The 13,910-nt window shown below is 70.1% G+C and carries 8 protein-coding genes and 3 rRNA genes; all 11 read left to right on the top strand.

What is annotated here, in order from left to right:
• Positions 1–428: 428 nt before the first annotated feature.
• Positions 429–1,941 (top strand): 16S ribosomal RNA (locus tag F1641_RS04490).
• 560 nt (positions 1,942–2,501) lie between these two features.
• Positions 2,502–5,615, top strand: a 23S ribosomal RNA gene (locus F1641_RS04495).
• Between the two features lie 133 nt (positions 5,616–5,748).
• A 5S ribosomal RNA gene (gene rrf, locus F1641_RS04500) occupies positions 5,749–5,865 on the top strand.
• The 16S, 23S and 5S rRNA genes sit together here, the layout of an rRNA operon.
• 989 nt (positions 5,866–6,854) lie before the next feature.
• Complete coding sequence (locus F1641_RS20340) at positions 6,855–7,667, top strand: hypothetical protein (RefSeq protein WP_219729476.1); 813 nt, start codon at positions 6,855–6,857, stop codon at positions 7,665–7,667.
• Between the two features lie 54 nt (positions 7,668–7,721).
• Positions 7,722–8,132 carry a tetratricopeptide repeat protein gene (locus tag F1641_RS04510; protein ID WP_194903164.1) on the top strand — a complete coding sequence of 137 codons (411 nt, stop codon included), beginning with the start codon at positions 7,722–7,724 and terminating at the stop codon, positions 8,130–8,132.
• Positions 8,125–9,174 (top strand): HAD-IIA family hydrolase, encoded by a 1,050-nt coding sequence (locus F1641_RS04515; RefSeq protein ID WP_194903165.1) that lies wholly within the window; start codon positions 8,125–8,127, stop codon positions 9,172–9,174. The genes F1641_RS04510 and F1641_RS04515 overlap by 8 nt, the downstream gene beginning before the upstream one ends.
• A gap of 107 nt (positions 9,175–9,281) precedes the next feature.
• Positions 9,282–9,989, top strand: coding sequence for a hypothetical protein (locus F1641_RS04520; protein WP_194903166.1), 708 nt, complete (start codon positions 9,282–9,284; stop codon positions 9,987–9,989).
• Complete coding sequence (locus F1641_RS04525) at positions 9,986–10,162, top strand: hypothetical protein (protein ID WP_194903167.1); 177 nt, start codon at positions 9,986–9,988, stop codon at positions 10,160–10,162. Before F1641_RS04520 ends, F1641_RS04525 begins: the two co-directional genes overlap by 4 nt.
• Entirely contained in the window at positions 10,159–11,016 is an 858-nt protein-coding gene (locus tag F1641_RS04530) for a TlyA family RNA methyltransferase (protein ID WP_194903168.1), read from the top strand. The genes F1641_RS04525 and F1641_RS04530 overlap by 4 nt, the downstream gene beginning before the upstream one ends.
• Entirely contained in the window at positions 11,013–11,987 is a 975-nt protein-coding gene (locus tag F1641_RS04535; RefSeq protein ID WP_309225387.1) for an NAD kinase, read from the top strand. Before F1641_RS04530 ends, F1641_RS04535 begins: the two co-directional genes overlap by 4 nt.
• A gap of 3 nt (positions 11,988–11,990) precedes the next feature.
• Entirely contained in the window at positions 11,991–13,775 is a 1,785-nt protein-coding gene (gene recN / locus F1641_RS04540; protein WP_194903169.1) for a DNA repair protein RecN, read from the top strand.
• The last annotated feature ends 135 nt before the right edge of the window (positions 13,776–13,910 follow it).

Here is a 13,910-nt window from a genome sequence, read left to right on the forward strand (position 1 = left end):
CCGGGAGGACACGACGGGGGACCCCGGCGTTTGACGCTCTCCGGTCCGTCACGTAATGTTCTACTTGTTCGCCCGGCAGGGCGGGCCGGCCCACAGGGTCTGGCCCGGAGCCGGGGAGCCACCTCGATCAGAACCGGTCGGAAACGACCGGGGTCCAGTCGTGGTTGAATGGAGACATCCCGCTGAACCGGCCGAAAGGCCCAGTAAGTGGTGTGTGTTCGTTTCTTGAGAACTCAACAGCGTGCCGAATGTCGATGCCATTGCTGGTTGAACCAGCGGTTGGCTCGATGAGATTTTGACTGATGTCAGTTGTTGATGTCAGCGGATTCATTCGGGTCAGCATCTTTCTCCGCTCTCACCGGTTTCGGTGGGGGTCGGCTTATGCTGTCGGTTTCTCGCCTTCGGGTGGGTTGCTGGTGGCTAACGCATCAACGGAGAGTTTGATCCTGGCTCAGGACGAACGCTGGCGGCGTGCTTAACACATGCAAGTCGAGCGGTGAACCCTTCGGGGGGATCAGCGGCGAACGGGTGAGTAACACGTGAGCAACCTGCCCCTGACTCTGGGATAGCCTCGGGAAACCGGGATTAATACCGGATATGACACCTCCTCGCATGGGGTGGTGTGGAAAGTTTTTCGGTCAGGGATGGGCTCGCGGCCTATCAGCTTGTTGGTGGGGTGATGGCCTACCAAGGCGACGACGGGTAGCCGGCCTGAGAGGGTGACCGGCCACACTGGGACTGAGACACGGCCCAGACTCCTACGGGAGGCAGCAGTGGGGAATATTGCGCAATGGGCGAAAGCCTGACGCAGCGACGCCGCGTGAGGGATGAAGGCCTTCGGGTTGTAAACCTCTTTCAGCAGGGAAGAAGCGCAAGTGACGGTACCTGCAGAAGAAGCACCGGCTAACTACGTGCCAGCAGCCGCGGTAATACGTAGGGTGCAAGCGTTGTCCGGAATTATTGGGCGTAAAGAGCTCGTAGGCGGTTTGTCGCGTCTGCTGTGAAAACGCGGGGCTCAACTCCGCGCCTGCAGTGGGTACGGGCAGACTAGAGTGCAGTAGGGGAGACTGGAATTCCTGGTGTAGCGGTGGAATGCGCAGATATCAGGAGGAACACCGGTGGCGAAGGCGGGTCTCTGGGCTGTAACTGACGCTGAGGAGCGAAAGCGTGGGTAGCGAACAGGATTAGATACCCTGGTAGTCCACGCCGTAAACGTTGGGCGCTAGGTGTGGGCCTCATTCCACGAGGTCCGTGCCGCAGCTAACGCATTAAGCGCCCCGCCTGGGGAGTACGGCCGCAAGGCTAAAACTCAAAGGAATTGACGGGGCCCCGCACAAGCGGCGGAGCATGCGGATTAATTCGATGCAACGCGAAGAACCTTACCAAGGCTTGACATGCAGGGTAATCCGGCAGAGATGTCGGGTCCGCAAGGGATCCTGCACAGGTGGTGCATGGTTGTCGTCAGCTCGTGTCGTGAGATGTTGGGTTAAGTCCCGCAACGAGCGCAACCCTCGTCCTATGTTGCCAGCACGTCATGGTGGGGACTCATAGGAGACTGCCGGGGTCAACTCGGAGGAAGGTGGGGATGACGTCAAATCATCATGCCCCTTATGTCTTGGGCTTCACGCATGCTACAATGGCCAGTACAAAGGGCTGCGAGACCGTGAGGTGGAGCGAATCCCAAAAAGCTGGTCTCAGTTCGGATCGGGGTCTGCAACTCGACCCCGTGAAGTCGGAGTCGCTAGTAATCGCAGATCAGCAACGCTGCGGTGAATACGTTCCCGGGGCTTGTACACACCGCCCGTCACGTCACGAAAGTTGGTAACACCCGAAGCCGGTGGCCTAACCCTTGGGAGGGAGCCGTCGAAGGTGGGACTGGCGATTGGGACGAAGTCGTAACAAGGTAGCCGTACCGGAAGGTGCGGCTGGATCACCTCCTTTCTAAGGAGCATCTGGTCATCTGCACAGGCTCATCACCTCCTTCGTGGGGTGGGGGCGCGGGTGGCTCAGGCCCATGCTGCGGGCGAACGCCCCGCAGGTGGAGCTCACGGGTGGAACATCGACATGGCTTCATGAGCTCGCGCTCACTCAGTACGCCGGCACTCCTGTTCCTGGGTCTTCTCGGGGACGCATCCCGCAAGGGGTGACCTGTTCGCAGGTGGTGTGGTGGTGGGAACGGTGGGTGTGGGGGAGTGGGGCTGGGCACGCTGTTGGGTCCTGAGGGAACGAACCTCGGTGGTCTTGTCTGCACGGTCTGCGTCTGCGGTCGGTGTGGGTGGGGTTGCTGGGTTGGTTTTCCTTGATGGGCCGTGACCGGTCGGTCGAACCGCTTCTGCTGCCTTTGTGGGTGGTGGGGGTAGGCGCTGGAATCGCGGTCGCGGGTTCACCCGTTGCTTGAGAACTGCACAGTGGACGCGAGCATCTTTAGTCTTTGCATCGCGCATGTGCCCCGGTGGGTTCGCCTTCGGGTGGGTCAGCTGGTGGTGTGTGTGCGGATGTTGAGTCAAGTTTTTAAGGGCACACGGTGGATGCCTTGGCACCAGGAGCCGAAGAAGGACGTAGGAGCCTGCGATAAGCCTCGGGGAGTTGGCAACCGAACTTTGATCCGAGGATTTCCGAATGGGGAAACCCCGCTGGAGTCATGTCCAGTGACCCGCACCTGAACACATAGGGTGTGTGGAGGGAACGTGGGGAAGTGAAACATCTCAGTACCCACAGGAAGAGAAAGCAACCGCGATTCCGTGAGTAGTGGCGAGCGAAAGCGGAAGAGGCTAAACCGGTCATGTGTGATAGCTGGTAGGCGTTGCATGGTCGGGGTCGTGGGACCTCATGGATCGGGCTACCACCCGGTCAAGGAGTAAGAAAGCTCCGTCATAGTCGAAGGGCATTGAAAGGCCCGGCACAGAGGGTGGGACCCCCGTAGACGAAATGACGTTGCCTCCTTTGAGGGATCCCAAGTAGCACGGGGCCCGAGAAATCCCGTGTGAATCTGGGGGGACCACCCCCTAAGCCTGAATACTCCCTGGTGACCGATAGCGGACAGTACCGTGAGGGAATGGTGAAAAGTACCCCGGGAGGGGAGTGAAATAGTACCTGAAACCGTGTGCCTACAATCCGTCGGAGCCTCCTTAGCAGGGGTGACGGCGTGCCTTTTGAAGAATGAGCCTGCGAGTTAGTGGTACGTGGCGAGGTTAACCCGTGTGGGGAAGCCGTAGCGAAAGCGAGTCCGAACAGGGCGAATCAGTCGCGTGCTCTAGACCCGAAGCGAAGTGATCTACCCATGGGCAGGTTGAAGCGCGGGTAAGACCGCGTGGAGGACCGAACCCACCAGGGTTGAAAACCTGGGGGATGACCTGTGGGTAGGGGTGAAAGGCCAATCAAACTTCGTGATAGCTGGTTCTCCCCGAAATGCATTTAGGTGCAGCGTCACGTGTTTCTTGCCGGAGGTAGAGCTACTGGATGGCTAATGGGCCCCACAAGGTTACTGACGTCAGCCAAACTCCGAATGCCGGTAAGTGAGAGCGTGGCAGTGAGACTGCGGGGGATAAGCTTCGTAGTCGAGAGGGAAACAGCCCAGACCACCAGCTAAGGCCCCTAAGCGTGTGCTAAGTGGGAAAGGATGTGGAGTTGCACAGACAACCAGGAGGTTGGCTTAGAAGCAGCCACCCTTGAAAGAGTGCGTAATAGCTCACTGGTCAAGTGATTCCGCGCCGACAATGTAGCGGGGCTCAAGCACACCGCCGAAGCTGTGGCATTCATACTTTGATCGGCTCACTCTTGTAGTGGGTCCAGTCGTATGGATGGGTAGGGGAGCGTCGTGTGGCGGGTGAAGCGGCGGAGTGATCCAGCCGTGGACGCTACACGAGTGAGAATGCAGGCATGAGTAGCGAAAGACGGGTGAGAATCCCGTCCGCCGAATGACCAAGGGTTCCAGGGCCAGGCTCATCCGCCCTGGGTAAGTCGGGACCTAAGGCGAGGCCGACAGGCGTAGTCGATGGACAACGGGTTGATATTCCCGTACCGGCGAAGAACCGCCCATACCGAGCCCGGGGATGCTAAGTGCCCAAAGCCAGCGGATCCTTCGGGAGATGTTGGGGGAGCGCACGGCCCGATCCGGTAGTAGGTAAGCGCATTAACAGGGGTGACGCAGGAAGGTAGCCACCGCGTGGCGATGGTAGTCCACGTCCAAGGGTGTAGGGCGAGGTGTAGGTAAATCCGCACCTCATGATGCCTGAGACCTGATGGTGACCGCGATAGCGGGAAGCAGGGTGATCCTATGCTGCCTAGAAAAGCCTCGGCGTGAGGTTCAAGCCGCCCGTACCCCAAACCGACTCAGGTGGTCAGGTAGAGAATACCAAGGCGACGAGAGAATCGTGGTTAAGGAACTCGGCAAAATGCCCCCGTAACTTCGGGAGAAGGGGGGCCCTAGCGTTGAAACCCTTGCGGGTTAGGCGCGACGGCCGCAGAGACCAGGGAGAAGCGACTGTTTACTAAAAACACAGGTCCGTGCTAAGTCGCAAGACGATGTATACGGACTGACGCCTGCCCGGTGCTGGAACGTTAAGGGGACGGGTCAGCTGGTTTTGCCAGCGAAGCTCAGAACTTAAGCGCCAGTAAACGGCGGTGGTAACTATAACCATCCTAAGGTAGCGAAATTCCTTGTCGGGTAAGTTCCGACCTGCACGAATGGCGTAACGACTTCTCCGCTGTCTCAACCGCGAACTCGGCGAAATTGCACTACGAGTAAAGATGCTCGTTACGCGCAGCAGGACGGAAAGACCCCGGGACCTTCACTATAGCTTGGTATTGGTGTTCGGTACGGCTTGTGTAGGATAGGTGGGAGACTGTGAAGTCGGCACGCCAGTGTCGGTGGAGTCATCGTTGAAATACCACTCTGGTCGTTCTGGACATCTAACTTCGGTCCGTAATCCGGATCAGGGACAGTGCCTGGTGGGTAGTTTAACTGGGGCGGTTGCCTCCTAAAGAGTAACGGAGGCGCTCAAAGGTTCCCTCATCCTGGTTGGCAATCAGGTGTCGAGTGTAAGTGCACAAGGGAGCTTGACTGTGAGACTGACAGGTCGAGCAGGGACGAAAGTCGGAACTAGTGATCCGGCCGTGGTTTGTGGAAACGCGGTCGCTCAACGGATAAAAGGTACCCCGGGGATAACAGGCTGATCTTGCCCAAGAGTCCATATCGACGGCATGGTTTGGCACCTCGATGTCGGCTCGTCGCATCCTGGGGCTGGAGTAGGTCCCAAGGGTTGGGCTGTTCGCCCATTAAAGCGGTACGCGAGCTGGGTTTAGAACGTCGTGAGACAGTTCGGTCCCTATCCGCTGCGCGCGTTGGAGACTTGAGAAGGGCTGTCCCTAGTACGAGAGGACCGGGACGGACGAACCTCTGGTGTGCCAGTTGTTCCGCCAGGAGCACGGCTGGTTGGCTACGTTCGGGAGGGATAACCGCTGAAAGCATCTAAGCGGGAAGCCTGCTTCGAGATGAGGTCTCCATGCCCTTCGGGGTGAGAGGCTCCCAGAAGACTACTGGGTTGATAGGCCGGATGTGGACGACCAGTAATGGTTGTAGCTGACCGGTACTAATAAGCCGATGACTTGCTCAACACTTCCACCCTTGGGGTGGGTGTCAAAGAGTGAAGAACTGTTGTTCGCGTCCACTGTGCGGTTCCCGAGTCACGGGCGGCCATCACCTTTGCGCTTCGGTGTGGTGGGTGGTGCTCGAGAACTCGATAGTGTTACGGCGGTCATAGCGGTGGGGAAACGCCCGGTCCCATTCCGAACCCGGAAGCTAAGCCTACCTGCGCCGATGGTACTGCCCGGGGAGCTGGGTGGGAGAGTAGGTCACCGCCGGACATCCTTTCGCTGAGGGGAGTCGTCTATCCGCACGGTTGCGGTAGACGGCTCCCCTCGGTGCTTTTCTCGTGTCTCGACATCCCCAGGAGGACCCCGTGCAGGACGACGACCGCAAGCCCAGCTCTGACCGTCGTGCCAGCGGGCCGTCCAGCCGCCGTGATGGCGACAGCCGTCCCAGCTCGGGTGGGTCCCGGGGCGGTCAGGCACCTCGCTCCGGCGGCGGCTACCAGGGCCGCTCGTCCGCAGGCGGTGCCCGCGGCGGGCAGCCCGGCCGCTCCGGAGGCGGATTCGGTGGGCGTCCGGCGGGCGGCGGCCGCGACGGCGGTCAGGGTCGTCCGGCGGGCGGCGGCTACGGCGGCGGTCAGGGTCGTCCGGCTGGCGGCGGCTACAGCGGCCGCCCCGCCGGCGACGGGTACGCCGGGCGATCTGGCGACGGTCCCCGCGATGGTCGCTCCACCCGTCCCTCCTCGGGCGGTTCCTCCCAGGGTGGCCGCCCCTCCGGCGGTGGCTACGGCGGTCGCCCCTCCGGTGGTGGCTACGGCGGTCGCCCCGCTGGCGGCGGCTACGGCAGCCGGGACGCTCAGCAGGGACGTCCCGGGAGCGGAGACCAGGACCGCCGCTCCGGAGGGCCCGCGCGCGGGGGACAGGCTCCCCGCTCCTACGACGGTGGACCCCAGCGGCGCGACGCCCCCGGGCGCCCCCCGTCGAGCGGTCGTCCTGCCGGCTCCTCCTGGAGCCGCGATGGGGGCCCCTCTCGCAGCGACCGCGCCCCGCGCACCGGTGCTCCGTCGGGCGGTCCTCGTTCTGGCGCCCCGTCGGGCGGGCGCACGTGGTCTCCCGGTCGCCCGGCCTCGGGTGGCAGCGCCGCGGGCCGCGGCTCGGTGCGCCAGCAGGCCGACCGCTCCGGTGCTCCCGCGCGTCCGTGGGAGCGCGACCGCACCGCGCCGTCGTCGCCCCGCCGGGCCACGTCCCGCCGTGACGAGCCGCGCGTGCCGGAGTCCATCACCGGCGCCGAGCTCGACCGCGAGGTCCGCTCCGACCTGCTGACCCTCACGAAGGACACGGCCAACGCCGTCGCCCGCCACCTCGTGATGGCCGGTCGGCTCATCGACGAGGACCCCGAGGCCGCCTACCAGCACGCCGCGGCTGCGGCGAGCCGCGCCGGCCGCATCGGGTCGGTCCGCGAGGCCGCTGGCCTGGCCGCCTACGCCGCCGGCCGCTACGAGGACGCCCTGCGCGAGCTGCGCACGGCGCGCCGCCTGACCGGCTCCGACGACCACCTGCCGGTGCTCGCCGACTGCGAGCGGGGTCTCGGCCGACCGGAGCGCGCCCTCGACCTCGCAGCCACCCCGGAGGCGTCCCGCCTCGACGCCTCCGGACGCATCGAGATGCGGATCGTCGCTGCGGGAGCTCGCATCGACCTGGGCCAGGCCGAGGCCGCTGTCGTCTCTCTGCAGGGTCCCGAGCTCACCAGCCGCGGACGCGAGCCGTGGCGAGCGCGCCTGCTCTCGGCGTACGCCGACGCCCTCGCCGCCGCCGGTCGCCTGGAGGAGTCGGAGGAGTGGCTGCAGCGCGCAGCCGCCGCCGACCCGTCGGGTGAGACGGGTGCGGCGGAGCGCCTGCGCGGTGACGTGCGCGAGGACGTCGTCGTGTACGACCTCCTCGAGGACGCCGAGGACGCCGAGGACGCCGAGGACGCCGAGGACGCCGAGGACGCCGAGGACGCCGAGGACGCCGAGGACGCCGAGGACGCCGAGGACGCCGCGGACTCCGAGCAGGACGCCGGGAGCGACCAGCGCTGAGCTGATCGCGGGCCCGGCGGCCCACCCCGCGACGGGGCGTCGTACCGTCGCGGGGTGGCGAGCGACCCCGGAGCGCCCAGCGGTGGTGCCTACGAGTGGCTGCAGCGCGGGCTCGCGCTGCTCAGCAGCGGAGACGCGGAGGCGGCTGCCGTGCTGCTCGAACGCGCGAACCGCGACCAGCCGGGCTCGGCGAGCATCCTCGAGGCGCTCGGCAGGGCCCAGTTCGACGCCGGACGCGTCGGCCAGGCGGCGACCACCTTCGCCGCGCTCGTCGAGACGGCCCCCGACGCCGACTACGCCCACTTCGGCCTCGGCCTGAGCCTGACCCGGCTCGACAGGTTCCCCGAGGCCGTCGAGCACCTCGCGCTCGCCGTCGCCATGCGACCCGACCGCCCCGAGTACCGCGACACCCTCCACCAGGCCAGAGCAACGCTGCGCGCACGCAAGGAGTCCACCGGTGGCTGACACGGGTCGAGCGGTGCTCGCCGACGCCCACGACCTGCTGCTCTTCGACCTCGACGGCGTCGTCTACGTCGGTGAGGACGCCGTGCCGGGGGCTGTCGACGCGCTCGCCCGGGCGCACGCCGAGGGACGCGCCGCCGGGTACGCCACCAACAACGCCTCCCGCACGCCGCAGGAGGTCTCCGACCACCTGCAGCGGCTGGGCGTCCCGGCTCGCCCCGAGGACGTCACCACCTCCTCCCAGGCGGCGGCGCAGCTCGTCACCGACCACCTGGGTGACGGCGCCCGGGTGCTGCCCGTCGGTGGCCCGGGCGTGCGCACGGCCCTGCAGGAGGCCGGCCACGAGCTGGTCGGCCCCGGAGACTCACCCGCCGCCGTCGTGCAGGGCTTCGGGCGCCAGGTCGGCTGGGCCGACCTGGCCGACGCCGCGGCCGCGATCCGCGGCGGTGCGCTGTGGGTGGCCACGAACACCGACCTGACGCTGCCCACCGAGCGCGGCCCGGCGCCGGGCAACGGCTCGCTGGTGGGCGCGGTGCGCAACGCCGTCGACGTCGACCCGCTGGTGGCGGGCAAGCCCGAGCCGACGCTCTTCCAGGCCGCCGCCCAGCGGGTGGGTGCCTCGAAGCCGCTGGTCGTGGGCGACCGGCTGGACACGGACGTCGCCGGTGCGGTCCGCGCCGGCATGACCGGTGCCCTGGTGCTGACCGGGCTGCACGGGGCACCGGAGCTGCTGGCGGCTGACGAGTCCCAGCGCCCCGACCTCGTCCTGACGTCGCTGGCGGCGCTGCACGCCGCCCCTCCGGCCACCGCCCGCCTCGAGGAGGGCGGGGCGGTCTGCGGTGAGGCGCGCGTCGTCGTCGACGGTGCCCTTCTCGTCGCGGCTCCGGGCTCTCCCGGCACCGGCGCGCCCCTGGAGGACCTCGCCGACCTCCTGCGCGCGGCGTGCGCCGCGGCGTGGGGCGTCGACGGCCCCGCGCTCCAGCCCGACGGCGACCTCGCCGCCCTGCTGGAGGAGCTGTCCACCCGCTGCCGCCGCGGGGAGTGAGCGTCGGCGCTGGCGGGTAGCGTGACGACGGCGCCGCGCGAGCACCCCGCGACGACGCGCCGACCAGCCACCACCCGCACGAGCACGGATCCGACAGGAGCGCTGTGATGACCTTCGAGGGACTCCGCGGGTACGCGCAGGCCGCGAACGACCTGTCCAGCATCGCCCGGGCCCGGCTCCTGGAGTCGGTGCGCGAGGCGGTGCGCGCCGAGGTCGAGAAGGCCGGGGCGGCCGTCGGGCTCGCCAGCGCGGAGGAGGTCGCGGTGCTGCGCCGCACCGTCGACCGTCTGCAGCGCCGCGTCGTCGTCCTGGAGGCCGCGGCCGCCGGCGCGCCGGCTCCGCCGGTGACCACCCCCAGCACGTCGGCGGGGGAGGGCGCCGCTGCCCGCCCCGCCCGCCGTCCCTCGGCCGCGCGCGCCCGCGCCACCGGTCGGGCCCCCGTGGGAGACCGCCCGCCGGCGGGCGCCTCGCCCCACCGGTCCCGTCCCGCGGCCCCGGCGGCCCCTCCGACCGACGGCGCCGCGACGCCGGGCCCTGCCGCCGCCGACCAGCGTCCGCAGCCCCCCGCGCCGCGCAGGCGCCGGACCGCCACGAAGCCCGAGACCGCCGAGACCGCCGGGCAGGACACCGGTCCCGCCGAGGGCGCCAGCACCTCGACGGCCACCGCCGCCGAGCACGGCGTGACGCCCGTCCGCCGTCCCCGGCGCGCTCCCGCGAAGGCGCCCGTCAAGGCGTCCGCCACGGCGTCGGAGGAGCCCACGGTCGAGGAGCCCGCTGCGGGTGATGACGGGCAGAACGCCGGCGGGCGCCCGTGAGCGCCCCGCTGACCGCGCCCCCCGCTGACCGCCGCACCGGTGACGCCGCCGTCGACGCCGCGCTGGCGGAGCTGACCGGCGCCACCGCCCCGGGGGCCGACCCGCTGGAGTCCGCACGCGCCCTGGCCACCGCCCACGACGCGCTCCGCGCCCGCCTGGCCGACGCCGGATGAGCGCCGTCGCTCGCCGTCAGCGCCTCGACGCCGAGCTGGTGCGGCGCGGTCTCGCGCGCTCGCGCGAGCACGCGGCCGAGCTGGTGGCCTCGGGCCGAGTGTCGGTGTCCGGCGCCGTCGCCGCCAAGCCCGCCACCCAGGTGGAGGCCAGCGCCCCCGTCGTCGTCAGGGAGGACGCCGACGACGCCGGCTGGGCGAGCCGGGGTGCGCACAAGCTCCTCGGCGCGCTGGAGGCGACCGGCACGCCCGTCGCGGGCCGGCGCTGCCTGGACGCCGGGGCCTCCACGGGGGGCTTCACCGACGTCCTGCTGCGGGCCGGCGCGGCGTCCGTCGTCGCCGTCGACGTGGGCTACGGCCAGCTGCTGTGGCGGCTGCAGTCCGACGAGCGCGTGCAGGTGCTCGACAGGACCAACGTCCGCGAGCTGACCCCCGAGCAGGTCGCCCCGGCCCCCGACCTGGTGGTCGCCGACCTGTCCTTCATCTCGCTGCGCCTGGTGCTGCCGGCCCTGTCGGGCGCCGCCGCCCCCGACGCCGACCTCCTGCTCATGGTGAAGCCGCAGTTCGAGGTGGGGCGCGAGCGCCTCGGCTCCGGGGGCGTCGTGCGCGACCCGGCGCTGCGCGAGCTGGCGGTCCGCGACGTGGTCGCCGCCGCCGCAGCGCTGGGGCTGCGGCTGCACGCCTGCGCCGCGAGCCCGCTGCCGGGCCCGAGCGGCAACGTGGAGTACTTCGTGCACCTGCGCCGCGGCGAGCCGCTGGCGCTCGAGGAGGTCGAGCGGCTCGTGCGCACCGCCGTCGCCGAGGGGCCCGTCGGTGGCGCCACCACCCCGGCCGTCGCAGCAGGGGGTGCCTCGTGAGGCGCGTGCTGGTCCTGACGCACACCGGGCGCGAGGAGGCCGTCGACGCCGCCCGCCAGGTGGTGCGCCTCCTGGTCGACCACGGCCTGGAGCCCGTGCTCCTCGACGACGAGGCCGCCGACATCCCAGACTGCACGGGCGTCCGCCGCGTGCAGCCGGGCGCCGTCGAGGACCTCGAGCTGGTGGTGGTCCTCGGCGGAGACGGCACCGTGCTGCGCGCCGCCGAGCTGGTCCACGGCACCGACGTCCCGCTGCTCGGCGTGAACCTCGGGCACGTCGGCTTCCTCGCCGAGACCGAGCGCGACGCCCTGGAGAGCACCGTCGCGCACGTCGCCGCCCGCGAGTACAGCGTCGAGGAGCGGCTCACCCTGCAGGTCGACGTCGTCGAGGGCGGCGTCGTGCGCGCCACCTCGTGGGCCCTGAACGACGTCAGCGTCGAGAAGGGCGCCCGCGAGCGGGTGCTCGAGCTGGTCACCGAGGTCGACGGGCGCCCCGTGTCGAGCTACGGCTGCGACGGCGTGGTGATGGCCACCCCGACCGGCTCCACCGCGTACGCCTTCTCCGCCGGCGGCCCCGTGGTGTGGCCCGGCGTCCAGGCGCTGCTCATGGTGCCGATCTCCGCGCACGCGCTGTTCGCCCGCCCGCTCGTGGTCAGCCCCGACTCGGTGATGGCCGTCGAGGTGCTGGAGCGCAACCAGACCGACGGCGTGGTCTGGTGCGACGGGCGCCGGGCGGTGCCCGTGCACCCCGGGGCCCGCATCGAGGTCCGCCGCGGCGCAGCCCCCGTGCGCCTCGCGCACATCTCCACCGGCCCGTTCACCGACCGGCTCGTGGCCAAGTTCGGCCTCGCCGTCGGCGGCTGGCGCGGCCCCGAGGACGGCGAGGGCCGCGGGCACCCCGCCCCCGCGCACCCCGCGCCCCCGGCGACCGGTCCCCGCGCCACCCCGAGCACCGGCCCTGCGGGAGGCTGAGGCGTGCTCGAGGAGGTCCGCATCCGCTCCCTGGGCGTCATCACCGACGCCACGCTGGAGCTGTCGGGGGGGTTCACCGTCATCACCGGTGAGACCGGCGCCGGCAAGACCATGCTGGTCACCGGGCTCGGCCTGCTGCTCGGCGCCCGCGCCGACGCCAGCTCGGTGCGCCGCGGGGCCGACACCGCCGTCGTGGAGGGGCGCTTCACCGTCACCCCCGGCAGCCGCGCCGCCGAGCGCGCCGTCGAGGCGGGCGCGGAGCTCGACGACGACGTCCTCATCGTCGCCCGCAGCGTCGCCGCGACCGGCCGCGGCCGCGCCCACGCCGGGGGCCGCGCGGTCCCGGTCGCGGTGCTGTCCGAGCTCGCCGACGACCTCGTCGCCGTCCACGGCCAGTCCGAGCAGGTGCTCCTGCGCTCCTCGGCCCGCCAGCGCCAGGCGCTGGACAGGTTCGCCGGCGCCGCCGTCGGGGAGCCGCTCACCCGGTACCGCACCCTGTGGCGCCGGCTGTCGGCCCTCGACGCCGAGATCGCCGCCATCACCTCCGCGGCCCGGGAGCGCGCCGCCGAGGCCGAGCTGCTGCGCGCCGGGCTGGCCCAGGTCGAGGCGGTGGCCCCCCAGCCGGGGGAGGACCGCGCCCTGGCCGCCGAGGCCGACCGGCTCGACCACGCCGAGGAGCTGCGCGCCGCGGCCGCCCTCGCCCACGCCGCGCTCGCGGGCGACCCCCTCGCCGACGACGCCCCCGACGCCGCCTCCCTGGTCGACGCCGCCCGGCGCCCGCTGGAGCTGGTCCGCGAGCACGACCCGCACCTGGGCTCCCTGGCCGACCAGCTCGCCGAGGTCGGCTACCTGATCGCCGACGCCGCCGCCGAGCTGGCCACGGCGGCCGAGGCCGTCGACGTCGACCCGGTGCGCCTGGCCTCCGTCCAGGACCGCCGCGCCGAGCTCTCGGCGCTGGTGCGGGCCCTGCCCGCCGCTTCCCAGCGGTCGGCCGAGCTGGCCGCGGCTGGCGCGGCGGAGGTGCCCGAGGGCGTCGACGCCGTGCTGGCGTGGGCCGAGGTCGCCTCCCCGCGCCTGCTGGAGCTGGACGGCGACGACGACCGCACCGCCGGGCTCCGCGGCGAGCGCGAGGGGCTGGTGGCCCAGCTGCTGGAGCTGGCCGGCGCCGTCACCGAGGCCCGCACGGCGGCGGCCCTCGACCTGTCGGCGCGGGCGACCGCCGAGCTGCCGGAGCTGGCCATGCCGCACGCCCAGCTCCTGGTGCGGGTGACCCCCGCGCAGCCCGACGGCGAGCAGGACGGCGCGCCGTCGCTCGCCGGGCTCGGGCCCAGCGGCGCCGACGAGGTGGCGTTCCTCCTGCGGCCCTCCCCGGGCCAGCCGGAGCGCCCGATCGCCAAGGGCGCCTCGGGCGGTGAGCTCTCCCGCGTGATGCTCGCCCTGGAGCTGGTGCTCGCCGCGAGCGACGTCGTGCCGACGTTCGTCTTCGACGAGGTCGACGCGGGCGTCGGCGGCAGGGCCGCGGTGGGGATCGGTCGCCGCCTGGCGCGCCTGGCGCGCGAGCGGCAGGTCATCGTGGTGACCCACCTCCCGCAGGTGGCGGCGTGGGCCGACCAGCACCTGCGGGTGGCCAAGGCCGTCGACGGCCAGGTGACCGTCAGCGGCGTCAGCGCCCTCGACGGCGAGGAGCGGGTGGCCGAGCTGGCGCGGATGCTCGCGGGCCAGGAGGACTCCGGCTCCGCGCGCGCCCACGCCGAGGAGCTGCTGGTGGCGGCGGCCCGGGAGCGCTGAGGGAGCGTCGAGGCAGCGTCGAGGGGGGAGCCGGACGGGCGGTGCTCGCGGCGCCGGGGGTGACCCGGCGGAGCGCGCTGGTAGGTTGGCAGCCCGTGGCGAAGCGCGGAACATCAGCACGACGCGGTACGACGA

Source organism: Quadrisphaera sp. INWT6, assembly GCF_015390235.1.
GTDB lineage: Bacteria > Actinomycetota > Actinomycetes > Actinomycetales > Quadrisphaeraceae > Quadrisphaera.